18 protein-coding genes are annotated in these 14,246 nt (G+C 24.3%); 10 read left to right on the top strand and 8 right to left on the bottom strand.

Features of this window, described 5'->3' with window-relative positions; translation table 11 throughout:
* Positions 1 to 41 precede the first annotated feature (41 nt).
* From QZ288_RS00355 to QZ288_RS00330, 6 genes are all read right to left on the bottom strand, one after another.
* Entirely contained in the window at positions 42 to 650 is a 609-nt protein-coding gene (locus QZ288_RS00355; RefSeq protein ID WP_295153768.1) for an OmpA family protein, read from the bottom strand.
* 22 nt (positions 651 to 672) lie between these two features.
* A complete protein-coding gene (locus QZ288_RS00350; protein ID WP_295153766.1) occupies positions 673 to 1,287 on the bottom strand; it encodes an OmpA family protein in 615 nt (204 codons plus the stop codon).
* 251 nt (positions 1,288 to 1,538) lie between these two features.
* The gene (locus QZ288_RS00345; RefSeq protein WP_295153764.1) at positions 1,539 to 3,260 is read right to left on the bottom strand and encodes a methyltransferase domain-containing protein; all 1,722 of its coding nucleotides are present in this window, start codon (positions 3,258 to 3,260) and stop codon (positions 1,539 to 1,541) included.
* Between the two features lie 76 nt (positions 3,261 to 3,336).
* A complete protein-coding gene (locus tag QZ288_RS00340) occupies positions 3,337 to 3,495 on the bottom strand; it encodes a hypothetical protein (protein ID WP_295153762.1) in 159 nt (52 codons plus the stop codon).
* Entirely contained in the window at positions 3,476 to 3,991 is a 516-nt protein-coding gene (locus QZ288_RS00335) for an ankyrin repeat domain-containing protein (RefSeq protein ID WP_295153760.1), read from the bottom strand. Before QZ288_RS00335 ends, QZ288_RS00340 begins: the two co-directional genes overlap by 20 nt.
* Before the next feature lie 31 nt (positions 3,992 to 4,022).
* Entirely contained in the window at positions 4,023 to 4,475 is a 453-nt protein-coding gene (locus QZ288_RS00330) for a DIP1984 family protein (RefSeq protein ID WP_295153758.1), read from the bottom strand.
* Positions 4,476 to 4,546: 71 nt separating this feature from the next.
* Between QZ288_RS00330 and QZ288_RS00325 the strand changes: the two genes are divergently transcribed.
* Positions 4,547 to 4,972 (top strand): hypothetical protein, encoded by a 426-nt coding sequence (locus QZ288_RS00325; RefSeq protein ID WP_295153756.1) that lies wholly within the window; start codon positions 4,547 to 4,549, stop codon positions 4,970 to 4,972.
* Between the two features lie 7 nt (positions 4,973 to 4,979).
* Here QZ288_RS00325 and QZ288_RS00320 read toward each other — a convergent pair whose 3' ends face one another.
* Together QZ288_RS00320 and QZ288_RS00315 are read right to left on the bottom strand one after the other, a co-directional pair.
* Positions 4,980 to 5,444: a YbaK/EbsC family protein gene (locus tag QZ288_RS00320; protein WP_295153754.1), complete on the bottom strand. Its 465-nt coding sequence runs from the start codon at positions 5,442 to 5,444 to the stop codon at positions 4,980 to 4,982.
* A gap of 18 nt (positions 5,445 to 5,462) precedes the next feature.
* Positions 5,463 to 5,705 carry a (2Fe-2S)-binding protein gene (locus tag QZ288_RS00315; RefSeq protein WP_295153751.1) on the bottom strand — a complete coding sequence of 81 codons (243 nt, stop codon included), beginning with the start codon at positions 5,703 to 5,705 and terminating at the stop codon, positions 5,463 to 5,465.
* Between the two features lie 366 nt (positions 5,706 to 6,071).
* Between QZ288_RS00315 and QZ288_RS00310 the strand changes: the two genes are divergently transcribed.
* From QZ288_RS00310 to QZ288_RS00270, 9 genes are all read left to right on the top strand, one after another.
* Positions 6,072 to 6,464 carry a hypothetical protein gene (locus QZ288_RS00310; RefSeq protein ID WP_295153749.1) on the top strand — a complete coding sequence of 131 codons (393 nt, stop codon included), beginning with the start codon at positions 6,072 to 6,074 and terminating at the stop codon, positions 6,462 to 6,464.
* Positions 6,465 to 6,578: 114 nt separating this feature from the next.
* Entirely contained in the window at positions 6,579 to 6,815 is a 237-nt protein-coding gene (locus QZ288_RS00305) for a hypothetical protein (protein WP_295153747.1), read from the top strand.
* 190 nt (positions 6,816 to 7,005) lie between these two features.
* Positions 7,006 to 7,608: a chromate transporter gene (locus QZ288_RS00300; RefSeq protein ID WP_295153745.1), complete on the top strand. Its 603-nt coding sequence runs from the start codon at positions 7,006 to 7,008 to the stop codon at positions 7,606 to 7,608.
* Positions 7,605 to 8,183, top strand: coding sequence for a chromate transporter (locus QZ288_RS00295; RefSeq protein ID WP_295153743.1), 579 nt, complete (start codon positions 7,605 to 7,607; stop codon positions 8,181 to 8,183). The genes QZ288_RS00300 and QZ288_RS00295 overlap by 4 nt, the downstream gene beginning before the upstream one ends.
* A gap of 54 nt (positions 8,184 to 8,237) precedes the next feature.
* Positions 8,238 to 9,503, top strand: coding sequence for an AAA family ATPase (locus tag QZ288_RS00290; protein ID WP_295153741.1), 1,266 nt, complete (start codon positions 8,238 to 8,240; stop codon positions 9,501 to 9,503).
* Positions 9,503 to 9,793, top strand: coding sequence for a hypothetical protein (locus QZ288_RS00285; protein WP_295153740.1), 291 nt, complete (start codon positions 9,503 to 9,505; stop codon positions 9,791 to 9,793). Before QZ288_RS00290 ends, QZ288_RS00285 begins: the two co-directional genes overlap by 1 nt.
* Before the next feature lie 60 nt (positions 9,794 to 9,853).
* On the top strand, positions 9,854 to 10,123 hold the full coding sequence (locus tag QZ288_RS00280) for a hypothetical protein (protein ID WP_295153738.1): 270 nt from the start codon (positions 9,854 to 9,856) through the stop codon (positions 10,121 to 10,123).
* 91 nt (positions 10,124 to 10,214) lie between these two features.
* Positions 10,215 to 12,188, top strand: a complete 1,974-nt coding sequence (locus QZ288_RS00275; protein WP_295153736.1) for a UvrD-helicase domain-containing protein — start codon at positions 10,215 to 10,217, stop codon at positions 12,186 to 12,188.
* 625 nt (positions 12,189 to 12,813) lie between these two features.
* On the top strand, positions 12,814 to 14,052 hold the full coding sequence (locus tag QZ288_RS00270; RefSeq protein WP_295153734.1) for a hypothetical protein: 1,239 nt from the start codon (positions 12,814 to 12,816) through the stop codon (positions 14,050 to 14,052).
* Positions 14,053 to 14,246: the final 194 nt, after the last annotated feature.

Below are 14,246 nucleotides of genomic sequence, written 5' to 3'. Positions count from 1 at the left end.
TATTAAAATAATAAATAAGATTTAAATTTTTATAAAAAAAATTAATTCTTCTGATATGTAGTTTCCTTTCTTACATCCAAACCAGAAATATATGTATTATACTTTACCATATCATCATTATTTCCTATAATAACAAATTCATATCTCCTAAGTTCATCTTGAGTAGGATATTCTGGGGCAGCTTCTCCTAAAGGGCTTTCTATAACTCTTTGCGGAGAAACTCCTTTATTTAATAAATAATTCCTTCCGTTTTTAGCCCTTACAACAGATAAATTATAATTATAAGGATAAGCCTTTCCTCTATTGCTGGTATGAGCTTCCAAAACAATATTTACATTAGGATTTTTTTCCAAGAACTCTATAACCTGTGCAAAAGATATATCTGCAGTAGGTGGCATATTAGTTTCTACAAATTTAAATATTATTTTAGGAGTAGTTTCTAATATTTTTCCTCTGTCAGTATATCTTATAGAAGTATTATCAGGAAGAATATAAAGCTTTTTATTTTCAGAAACTTCTGTTTTAATATTTTCTTCTGCAGAGATAGGCTCATCTGCTATAACTACATCTTCAGGAACAGTGCTTTTAGGAGTAGTTTTACATGCCATTACAAATATCAATAAACTAAAAATAAATAAAAGTTTTTTCATTATTTTACTTAAAACCTCAGCATTAATTTGTTTCTTTATTAATGTCGACAGTTTTAGCAAAATCGTTATATTTTTTCAAATCCTCTTCGTCCATTATGATAATAAATTCGCTTCTTCTATTTTCTTTAAGAGTAGGATATTCAGGCAAAGCCTCGCCGAATGCATTTTTTAATAATTTGCTGTTTTCCGCTCCCAATTTTATTATATAGTTGAAACTTTTATCAGATCTTCTTTGAGATAATCCGTAATTGTACAAAGCAGGACCGTCTTTACTTGAATTACCTTCTACCATTATTCTTATATCAGGATTATTATTTATTATCTGATGTACTAAATTATATGCTTCCTTATAGCTTCCTATCTCTAATGTATTATCAAATGCAAATTTTACCTCGTATGTATCTCCTTTTTTTCCAATATCTGTTTTGGATTTAGGATCATACAAAACTAATACTTTTCCTCTTGGAGTTTCTCTTATACTAGCTCCGTCAGGCAGATTCAAGCTCTTAGTAGTCTGATTATTACCTTCTGTTGTCTGAAATCCTGCACCTTTTTCAGGTCCTGTAGCTACAGGTGCACTTTTACAAGATATTATAAAAATAATAATTAAACATATAATTAAAAATATTTTTTTCATAATTATTTCCTTTCTATTTTCTTTAAAATAAAATTAAAAATCATATTTATATATTAAAACAATTAACATAATATGTTGGTAAAAATATTATTATTATGATTTGATATATAAAAGTTTGAAAATAATAATAAAAAAGCGAGCCGAAGCACATAGATAATTTATTATCGATGTAGTTAAAGCGATGCCTACCAACACCGTAGCGGACTTCGTCGGCACACAGTAGCGGCAATAATAAGTAATTAATTATATTCTTAATTAGAAGATTTACTGTATATGCATTCAAATGTATCTCCCAGATTGTTATTTTTGGCTGCTGAATTGTATATTTTGCATAAAATACTGCTTTTTCTTATGAAATTAAAGCCGAATATATCGCAGAATCTATTATAATAAATGCTTTGATTTTCTAAATTTATGCATTTTAATGAATATTTAGACATAAGTATATTTAAAGATTTTGGATTAGCTTCAAATGCATGATCTGAAGGCACTATAGAAAAATAGTTTTTATTAAATCTGCCGCTAAGTCCGTTTCCATTAGGAGTAGCAAAAGCTAAAATGCCTTCATCTTTAAGAGAATATATTATACGCTCTAAAATATCTTCAAAATTATATATATGCTCTGCAACATACCAAGCAGTTATTATATCATACTCTTTTTCTTTATAATTAAAATCAAGCAAAGAACAATTATGAACATTAAGATTAAGAGTATTAATGCAGTAATCTGAAGCATATTCGCTTATTTCTATTCCTTCCGTTTCATATCCGTATTCTCTTGCCTCTTTAAGAAAAAAACCCATAGCACTTCCTATATCAAGTATTTTTCCATAAGGCTTTATTTTTTTTATTTTTTCAAGTCTTCTTTTAGCTAAAGCACTTAAATTACTGCTGTCCTCCTCATAAGTTTTGCCGTACTGATTCTTATAATCTTCTATAAAATATTTTGATGAATAATCTGTAAATGGAGGAAGAAAATATTTTCTAAATAAAGTACTGCATTTCTTACACTTATACAAATTAGATTCTAAATTTCTATTTTTCATTTCTATATTTGAGTTCCTGCAAAAAGGACATTTTATATTTTTAAAATCTTTAATATTATCTATTATTATTTTTATACGCTCTAAAGATTTTTCTGTATTAATCATTATGCCTTTTTTTCTATAGGAAGAGGAAGCCATACTATCATTAAATAGAAATTCCTTTAATTTTAATACAGCTAAATCAGTATCTATATCCTTAAAAAATCCTAAATTAAAAAACAATTCCTTTTGACTTTCTCCCAAATCATTATGATATTTTGTAGGTGAAAGCAAAATAACAGGTATTGAAGATTCTAAGCATTCAAAAGCAGTAAGTCCGAAATATGTTATAACAGCACTATAAGGATTTATAAATATATCTTTGCTGAAACTTTTATAGATTATATTATCATATTCGCTTTCTTTTTCTTCATCTATCAAAACAAAATTTTTATCTTTTATTTTGCTTATGATTTCAAGAGCTTTATCTTTAAGTTCATTATTAAAACCCAAATAAAGTAAAATAGGGGCATCAGAATCATATTTAGGCTTTATATTAGAATTCAGTATGGTAGTTATAAAAGGCTTTATATTAACCTCTTTAGAATTATCCAAATTCGGAAGCATTTCTATAACTATATCAGCAAAATACCTCTCATTGCCTGCACTATCTATTATTATAACACAGCTTATTTTTTTTAATTCTATTATATATTTTGATTCTACTTCCCTGCTGTCTACTATTATCAAATACGGATTTAAATTTTTTATTTCAGCATATTTACAGGTTTTTATAGTATTATCTTTAAATAATGCACTATTGTTGTTGATAGAAGAAAATATAAAATTATAATATTCTTTCAATCTCTCTGATATAAATTTCATACGGGTAATATGTCCGAATCCGTATATTGTTCCTATATCTGTTATTATACATATGTCCTGCATAAATATTTAATTATTCAAAGTATCCTATAAAAAATTATTAAGTATTATATAATAAAAAAATATAATTACAAATATTCTAATTTCTTTTATAATTATTAAGAATATCATATATTTCTTTTAATTCATTTGAATTTTCATTGCTTTTAAGATAAACAAATGCATCATCTCCATTATTGTCAGTATCATCAATATTAATATTATTTTTAAGAAGCTCATTAACAATATCTTTTGGCATACATTAAAGCATTAACTCCGTTATTAGCTTTATCATTAATATCTGCATTATATTTTAGAATAAGTTTTAAAATGTCGGCATTATCATAATTGCATGAATATATTAAAGGACTAAACCCTTCATTATCTTTTGTATTAACATAAGCATTATATTCTAATAATAATTTAATAATATTAATTCTTTTATAAAAAACTGCTGTAAGAAGTGCATCAAATCCCTGTTTATTTTTAATATTTAAATCAGCATTATTTTTTAATAAAATTTCAGCAATATCATAATGCCCGTAAAAAGAAGAAAATATCAAAGCAGTCCAATTTTCTTTTGTCTGTAAATTAATCAAAGCATTATTTTTTATTAATTCCTCAGCAATATTCAATCTGTTAAATATAGAAGCAAATCCTTCATTATCAGTTTTATTTATATCTATATTTTTATTCAAATATTTTTTTAATAATATTAAATCTCCGCTTTTTGCCGCATCAAAAAATTCTTTCATTTTTTAGCTATTTTACCTATAAAAAATTTTTTTATAAATCTGTATTCCAATTGGAAGATTGTATCATAATATCAATATCATTATAAGCTTTAGATAACTTATCAAATTCATTCTGTATTTCTTTTACATTAATTAACACAGTCATTTTATTTTCATTTTTTGCCTCTCTGTAGCTTTTACTATTAACTTCTTTTAATATAGTTTTATAAATATCCATTTCTCTGCTTAGCTTATCTCTTATATTAATAGCCTCTGATATTGATACTCCTATTTCTAATTTTGCTGAATGCTCTTTATTATTTATTTTCATAATCAAGTCTGATAATTCATTATTTACTTCTATATATTCTTTAATCAAATCATTAGGCTCTTCATTATTTTCATTATCTTCATTTATTAAAATATTGTTTTTTACTCTTTTCTTCAAGTTATCTATTTTTTTTATATATTCATCTTTTTTTAATAATGCTTCTCCTAGTTTCATAAATATTTTCCTTAAATTAAAATTTTGACATAAATTATCTTTATAGTATTATATATCTATAAGGCTAAAATATGAATATACTATCAAAGTTAATAATAATATTTTCTGCATTTTTTATATGCGGCTGTCTTAATTTCAGTACAGGATCATTATCATTTATAGACAATAGTGGAATAGACAGCAAATATTACGGAACTTATGACGGTTCAATTACTATAAAAGAAAATTATAATGTGAATTCTCAGGCTTCTGCTAATGTAGTAGTAGGAAGCGGAAGTGCTTTGAGTATAAAAATTAGCGGAAGTCTTATAAATTTTTATAATACTGCTTATAAAGAAAATATAATAAAAGTTTCTGATAATGTATATAAGTTTTCTATATCATCATCTGGTATAAGATATGATTTTACATTATCATTTAGCTATTCAATGATGAATTTATATTATGTTTCAGCAAATAATACAATAGGTGAAGGAAATTTAACAAAGATTAGATAATGAAAAATTAGTCTTCTGTTAAATCCGTTTCAACATTAGAAATTTTTTCTAGTATTTCTTCATAGCTCATTTTTGCTAAAGGGCTGTCGCTTCCGCAGGCTATATAGAGATCATTAAATCTTTTCATACTTTTATCAACTAATATATCTATATTTTTATCTATACCGAAAGGGCATACTCCTCCGAATGTAAAGCCTGTTAATTTGAAAGTATCTTCTGCATTTGCAAAGCTGGTTTTACAATTAAAATATGCACGCATTTTTTTAGAAGATATTTTTTTATCTCCTGAAGCTATAATCATAGCAAAGTTTTCTCTTTTTGAAGGTTTTACTAATATGGATTTAGCTACCTGTCCTCTCTCTATATTAAGAGTTTTCGCAGCATCATCAACTGTTTTTGTAACTCCTGCCTCTTCAAATTCTCTATATTCTATATTAAGCTCTTTTAAAGCATTAAGTACTTTTTCATTCATACTATATCCTATTTATAATTAAAAATTAAGAGATTCATAATTATTTGTTTTAGCATATTCTAATAAACTTAAAATTCTTTCTTTGCATCCTCCGCAGCCTGCAGAAGCCTGAGTTTTTTCTATTACTTCTTCCAATGCTGTAAGCTTATTATCAGCTATTATTTTATATGCATCTCTATATGATACATTTTTACAATAGCATAAAGTTTTATCATAATTAATTGAAGTTTGATTTTTTAAATACTCTAAATTATATTCCATTTATATACCTCATATTCAATTTATATACCTCAAATTTTATTTAAATATATTATAATAAATAAAATAGATAATAACCATAGATATGTTTTTTTATATAATAAAAATTATATATAAATATAATAACTTTTTCAATACCATTAATTCTATTATTTTAATAATGTATTAATAGTATACTTTTAAACAATATTTAATATTGAGTTTTTTATTTTTTATATTATAATATGTCATGCTCTATAAAAAGGCAGTAATATAAAATCAGTTCAGTAATTCTAAAATATTATTTTCTAATAATTACATAATATTTTATATTGTTTATAATCTTTATGCAGATAAATTTCAATTTTTTAAAAAAGGACGGATAATTTTATGAAAAAAATTATATTATGTTTTATTTTTGTTTTATTATCAGCTGCATATTTTTACCCTCAAAATATAAGCTTGAAAAGTTTGTCAGGTAAATATGAATGTGTTAATGGAAATATAGAAAGCGAAATAGAAATTAACTTTATAGGAGATAATAAATTTTATATAGAAGGCTTTGCTGTTTCTGATGCAGGCGGGCATAATTATGGTATTATAGAAAAAAGTTTAGCGTATTATGACAGAAGACGAAATAAAATAGTATATAATGAATATGAATATGAGTTATATATAAGTATTATATCTATGAACCATTTGTATATTATAGATAATGCCATAAGCAAATCTTATTTTGGTATGGGAATAAGCTTTGAAGGACTCTATAATAGAGCTGATTAGTGTACAAAAAACATAAATAGGTAAAAAAATGAAAGAATTTTTTATAAGCAAATTTCAATTATTAACTGCATTTATGAGTGATCATCCTGTTATTGTTTTATTATTATAGTCTTGATGATTATAGGTTCAATTATAAAAAGTATTAAATTAGTAAATAAAGATGAAGAAATAGAGAAAAAAGAAAAATACATAATATCACTATTTTCTTTTTTAGGAGAATATATAAGCGGAATATATGTAAATACATCTATTATGTATATAATAACATTAATACATAAAGAAGAAAAATGTTTTTATATTGACTGTATTAATAATAATTATAATAGAGTACTTCATAGCTTTGAACTATAAAGAAGATGTAGATATTAGCGGAAATTATAAAATATATTTTTCTGTAAAAGTATAAAATGATGAAAAGCATATTATTCAAATCTTGATAAAAAACAATAAATAAAAAAGTTTTTATTTTTCTATTGACAATGACAATAACAGAATATAATATAATTTATAATATAAAAAATATTTGTACTTGGACTATATTATGTGCAGTAATTTAGAAAAAAATACAAATTCTTCTAATTCTATTAAACCTGCTTGGTATACAATGTTTTTTTCTTTTTTTTATATAGGGCTTGTTACCATAGGTGGCGGGCTTGCTATGCTTCCTATTATGGAAGAAGAGTTTGTAAATAAAAGAAAGTTTTTAACTAAAGATGAAATTATAGATATATTTGCCATTGCTCAAAGCATACCAGGTGTAATAGCAGTTAATTCTTCTCTTCTTACAGGTTTTAAAATAGCAGGTATATTCGGAGGAATAATGGCGGGTATTGGGGTTATGACGCCTTCATTTATAATTATACTTATGATAGCCCCAATATTTGAGAGATTTCAAAATACTTTATATGTTAATAAGGCTTTTTTAGGCATCAGAGGTGCTATTGCAGGGCTTATACTTTTATCAGCTTTTGGTATGGGAAAGCAGGTGATAAAAAATAAATTTACTGCTGCAATTTTTATACTGAGTTTTGTACTTGTAGTATTTTTACATTTTAATGTTATATATGTTCTTCTTATTTCGGCTGCAATAGGCTGGATTTATTATCTTATAAAAAATAATATTAATTCGGATTCAAGAAAATGATTTATGCTAAACTTTTTTATGTATTTGCAAAATTAGGATTTTTCACTTACGGAGGCGGATATGCTATAATTGCACTTCTTTTAGGTATATTAGAAGAATATAATTGGATTAGCTCTTCAGAGTTTTCTAACCTTGTGGCAATATCTCAGATAACTCCAGGTCCTATTGCTATTAATGCGGCAACATTCGTAGGCTATAAAACGGCTGGAATTTTAGGCTCTTCAGCTGCTACATTCGGAATATTTCTTCCTGCTTTTATCATTACTATGATAGTATCAAAATTTTTTTATAAATTAAAAGATAATGAACAGTTTAACAGTATAATGAATGCTTTAAGAGTATGTGCAGTTGCTTTGATAGCTTCTGCTGTTGTAACTTTTACTAAAGATGCTTTTTTTGTAAAGCTTACAGAAACTTCTATTTTAAGAAATATTGATTTTATTCAAAGCATTTTTAAATATATCAGTCCCATAGGAATATTCATATTTGCTTTATCTATTTTTCTAAAGATAAAGAAAGTACCCATTTTGGCTATAATACTAATTTCTGCAGTTTTGGGTATAATTTTATACTAATAATATTTATATTTTTTATTACGATAATTTTAATATTTAGGAAAAATTTTTTTTATGAAATTAAAAATATATAATTTTGCCAAGATAGAAGAAGCTTGCATAAAAATAGACGGCATAACTGTAATATGCGGCGATAATGATACAGGCAAAAGCATAGTAGGAAAAGTTTTATTTTCTATATTTAATTTTTATGATTATAAAAATGTTACAATAGAAGAAGATTTAAAATATAAAATATTTAATATATTAAAAAAATTAAACTTAAAAAACAAATTTGGAGTTCCGTTTATTATTCCTAGAAATAGCCTAATAATAGATAAAATATTCGACTATATCAATGATTTATCTAATAACATATCAATAAAAAATTTAATTAGCATAATAAAAAAAAATATACAAAAAGAAGACCTTATTATACTTGATGATAAAATATTTGATGAGATAGCAGAAAATATATTAGAAATTATCTCTATGAAAAATAGTAAATTAACATTAGAGATAATGAGCGATTATTTTGATAATATTTTTGAAAGTCAGATTAATAATTTATTCAATAAAAATTCAAATGCTTTATTAGAATTAGAAATAAAAAAAGAAAAAATGAATATAGAATTTAAAAGTAACGAATGTGTAAAATTTGAGTCTGATTTTAATATTATTCATAATGCATTTTATATTGATAATCCATTTATAATTGATTATATAAATGGCGATGCTGATATTGATAATTTTATTTTAAAAAAGACTATAGATGATTTTATTACAAATAATAATAAAAATGTTTTCGATTCGATAAAAAATAAAGAAATTTTAGAAAAAGTTTATAATGTACTTGACAGTGTTATGAATGCCAAAATTATAAATAAAGATGATGATTTCTATCTGCATTATAATACAAATGATATTGAAATAAAGTTAGGAAATTTATCTGCAGGATTAAAATCTTTTGTTATAATTAAAAGACTTTTAGAAAATGGTTCTTTAAATGAAAAAGATTTGCTTATATTAGATGAGCCTGAAATACATCTTCACCCAAAATGGCAGCTTGTCTATGCGGAGCTTATTGTACTTTTACAGAAATATTTTAATTTAACTATTACTATAACTACACATAGTCATTATTTTTTGGAGGCTATAAATAGATTTTCTAAAAAACATAATATAGATGAAAGAGTTAATTTTTATATTACCGAATTAGCTGAAAATCAATGTAATGCAGTATTTAAAAATGTTAATGATAATTTGGATATAATTTATAAGAAGATGTATGAACCTTTGGAAATTTTAAATAATATGAGATATGAAGAAGAAATGGAATAATGCTTGATAATGTTATTAAAAATATAGAAAATACTATTTCTAATAAATTGATTAATTTTAATATTAATGAGTTATTGTATACTATTAAAGAAACATCCTACAGTACATCAGCTGAAATGTATATGACAGATAAAAATAATATTGTTATTAATGGAGATAAATTAAAAGAAATATACAATGGATTAGGATATTGTACTGACAGATTAAAATCTACAGATGCAATTTATATATTCAAAAATAATAAAATATATTTGATAGAATTTAAAGGCGGTTCAATAAAAAAAGAATAAATATATCAAAAAATATATGATACTTATATTTTATTAAGAGATTTAGAAATAATAACAAATTTGCAGTTTTCTTTAATAAATGTACACTACATATTAGTTTACAGTAAAGAAAGATATACAGAAAAAGAAAATAAATATCATAAAAAAATTGCTGAAAATTTAAAAAATAAAAGCAGTGATGTTTCATTTAAAAATACTACATTCTTAAATATAAATATTTTTGAAAATTATATATTTAAAGAATCTTTTGCATGTAATGAGGAAGACTTTGATAATTTTATAATTAAAGAATTTGATGCTGAAGAAATTTTAAGTAGTAAATCTTTTTGAATCTTTTTTAGCAAAAAAAGTTGTATATATAATAAATATACAATATAATTAATCAACTTTTCTAAAATAAGTTTTAATAAAGGTTCAATTTATGGATATACTTGAAAATGTGAGCGAAGTTCAGAGGGAAGGGATTCTTCATACGGGAAGTCCTTTGCTTTTACTTGCAGGAGCTGGAAGCGGAAAAACTTTAGTGATTACTAGAAAAATAGCTTATCTTATTAATGTGCTTGGAGTTCCTCCTGAAAATATATTGGCTGTTACTTTTACGAATAAAGCTGCTTATGAAATGAAGCAGAGAGTATGCAGTCTGCTTCCTGATATTAAGCCCAGCAGATTATTTATAAGGACTTTTCATTCTGCATGTCTTAGAATACTTAAAGAAAACTCGCATTTTTTAGGATATAAATCTAATTTTCTTATTTTAGATGAAAATGATAAATTATCTGCCGTAAAAAAAATAATGAAAGAAGAGAAAGTTCCAAAGAGCATAACAGCAAAATTGATTGCTAAATTTATATCGAATGTAAAAAGTGAAATGAAAGACGGTATTGTTTTTGACAGGGATATTTTTGAAAATGTTTATAAAAAATATATTGAATATGAGCTTAATGAAAATGTTATGGATTTTGATGATCTTATACTTAATACTATAAAATTATTTGAGCAGGAAAAAAAAGTTTTGAATTATTACAGAAACAGATTTAAATATATTTTGGCAGATGAATTTCAGGATACTAATTATCAGCAGTATAAACTTATAAAACTATTAACTCAGGATGCAGGAAATGATTTAACTGTTGTAGGCGATGATGATCAAAGCATATATGCATTCAGAGGTGCTAATGTTTTAAATATACTCGATTTTGAAAAAGATTATCCTAATACTAAAATAGTTCGTCTTGAAGAAAATTACAGATGTCCCAAAGATATTGTTAAGGCTGCTTTAAGCATAATAAAAAATAATACTGACAGGCATGAAAAAAATGTATTTTCTAAAAAACCTAATGAGTTTAAAATAGAAAATTGGATTTGCTATAATGATTTAGAAGAGGCTAGAAGTGTAGTTAATGAAATAGAATATTTATTTGATAATGGTTTTGAGGCTAAAGATATTGTAATATTATTTAGAACTAATAGTCAGTCTAGGGCTTATGAAAAAGAATTAAAACTTCATTCTATTAATTATAAAATAATAGGAGGAGTAGGATTTTTTGAACGCATTGAGATAAAAGATTCTATTTCTTTTTTGAGACTTATGACAGGTTTCGGTGATAATTTCAGTGTAAGAAGAACTATCAATGTACCTCCTAGGGGAATAGGAGAAAAGAGCCTAAGCAATTTTGAAACTTTTGCTGGTACTAGGAAAATAAGTCTTTATGAAGCTATAGATTATATTGATGAAGCTGGTTTGACTAAAAAAACTTCTTCAAATATAAAACAATATAAAATGATTATAGAAGAATATGCTGTAAAAATAAAAGAGGATATTATCAATGAAGACGGCATTAATATAGAGTCTTTATTTTTTAATTTTTTAAACGATATAGATTATTTTTCAATATTTAAAAATGACGGAGATGAAAGAATAATAACAGCAAAAGAAAACATTAAAGAGCTTTTTAGAGGTTTTTATGATTATAAGGCATCAGAACCTAATGCATCTCTTATAACATTTCTTGAAGAGAATACTCTTTACAGAGATATAAATACAGATGATGAAAAGGAAGATTATGTAACTCTTATGACTATTCATAATGCTAAGGGATTGGAATTTGATATTGTATTTATTACAGGTTTGGAGCAGGGCGTTTTTCCTCATTATTTTTCGCTTGAGGAAGAAAAAGGAATCGATGAAGAGAGAAGACTTTGCTATGTTGGAATAACAAGGGCTAGAAGAAAACTTTATTTAACATATTCTAAAAGACGAAGAATAAACACTGGTATAGCAGAGCAGATTCCCTCATCATTTTTAATGGAAATACCTAAAAAATTAATGCTTATTAAAGAAAAGGCTAATTATTCCAGCTATATGGATATAGATGAAGATGCTTTTGATTATTGATATTTTTTTGTATTTGTTTATATCTTCTATTAATTTTTTATTATCAATATCATTATAAGAAATAACATAGAATTTCAAAAGAGTTGGTAAATTTTAAAACTCATCTTTTAATATTCCAGAAAATAAAAAATCAAATTCTTCAATTACAGCCAAATATACATCAGAATTATATTTTCTCTATTCAATTCTCTTGAACCAAATAGTATAATTTTTTTATATCATTAATTATATTTTCATCTAACATTAATCATTTATCCTTTCTAAAAAGAAACTATTAAATAATCGCTTTATATTTTTCTATCATTTTTTTATTATGAAAAACACTTTAGTTTAGGGTATATTTATCAAGTTTTGAATACTTAAAAAAAATAATTCTTACTGTTTTTATTTAAATTTTATTTCTATTATTTAAATTTTATTTCTATTATTTATCTTTATAGTAAAATATTCATATTTATAGTAAAAGCATAAATATTGATTAAAAAATAATATGTAAAGCTATGATAAAATTACAAAATAATATCTAATAAAATTCAGTATAATTAATATTAAAAATATTTTATTTAAAGCATTTTTATTTTTGAACGATAATTAAAACGATACTTTTGATTAATGGTTTTTTTCTATGAATAAATATATAATAATAATAGCTGCTGTATTGAGTTCTTCTTTATTTGCAAATAATTTTAAAGTAATATCAAGACAGGGCACTGCATCTGTAGTAGTAAATGAAGAATATGCAGATACTGATGTTAAAAAAAGTTTTCCAAATGATTATTTCTCTATATCGACAAAAGAAGAATCCTATCTTGTAATAGATAATGGGGAAAAATCAATTATACTTATGCCTAGTTCAAAACTCACTTATGAAAATGATAAATTTAATTTGGAATCAGGCTATATTTATATAAAAAGCAAGCATAATGATGATGTGCAGATGACTATAACTAAAGAAAAAAAAAGTTATAATTTTAAGGGAAAATCTTTTGCTGTTATATCTTATAATAATGAAATATCTGTTATCACATATAATAATGCTGTAAAAATTACGCCTGAAAATTCTTTGGGTGTAAGTTATTTTTTAGAACCTCATCATAAAACTTCTGTGATGCCGATATTGAATGGTCCTTATAAAATCACAGAAAATGAAAGCTCTTTGATTGAAAATGTTTCAAGACAATTAGAAAATGAAGTTGCTAATCATTTAAATGAAGATATAGACAGATATAATTTTAAAATAATGGAAGGCACAAAAAATGAAAATACAATATACAGAGTTGTGCATCCTAAAAAAGGACCTAATATATTTTTGATAGTTCCTCATGGCAGTGAAAGAGTAGGCACTGATGTTGCTATGGAAAGAATTAATATGCCTATAAAAAGAGGAAGCATTACAATAGTGCCTATTGCTGTGCCTGAAGCATACAGATTAAATAAAAGAGCTATAGAAGGCTTAGATATAAATAATAGATTTTTCGATAAAAAAATCAGCAGAACTGATACAGATAAATTAGCAAAAGAATATATGAATATGCTAGATGAATATGATATAGATGTTGTACTAACTCTTCATGAAGGAAACGGATTTAAAGAATTTTTCGGGGATTCTATTATATATGACAGCAGAAAACTAGATGATAAAGTTATTAAAGTGTTAAATAATATAAATTCAAGAATAGAGCCTATGAAATTCAAATTCAGGCAAATGTATTATCCTATGCCTACAACTATTACATTTTATGCTGCTAAAAAGAATATAGAGGCTTTCGGTATAGAACTTACTAGAAATTTAGATTATGATAAAAAAAGAATAATTATGCATACTATACTGAGTGAATTTTTTAAGATATACGAACTTGAATAAAGTTATTAATATAATAATTTTATTTAAGTATATTAAATATATATTTTTATTTCTTTTATTATTGCTAATAAAAATTATGAGCTTTGATACTCTGCCATTCTGTGAATGTCAGACGCTCATAATTTTTATAATTTATGTGCGATATTTAATATAATCAAATATAAAAAGTAAAGCAAAAAAATATGCAGTAAATT

Origin of the sequence: uncultured Brachyspira sp. (assembly GCF_910578695.1) — a bacterium.
GTDB lineage: Bacteria > Spirochaetota > Brachyspiria > Brachyspirales > Brachyspiraceae > Brachyspira.
Note: the sequence above shows the minus strand (reverse complement) of the source record. Positions and strands in the feature narration are given on the sequence as shown.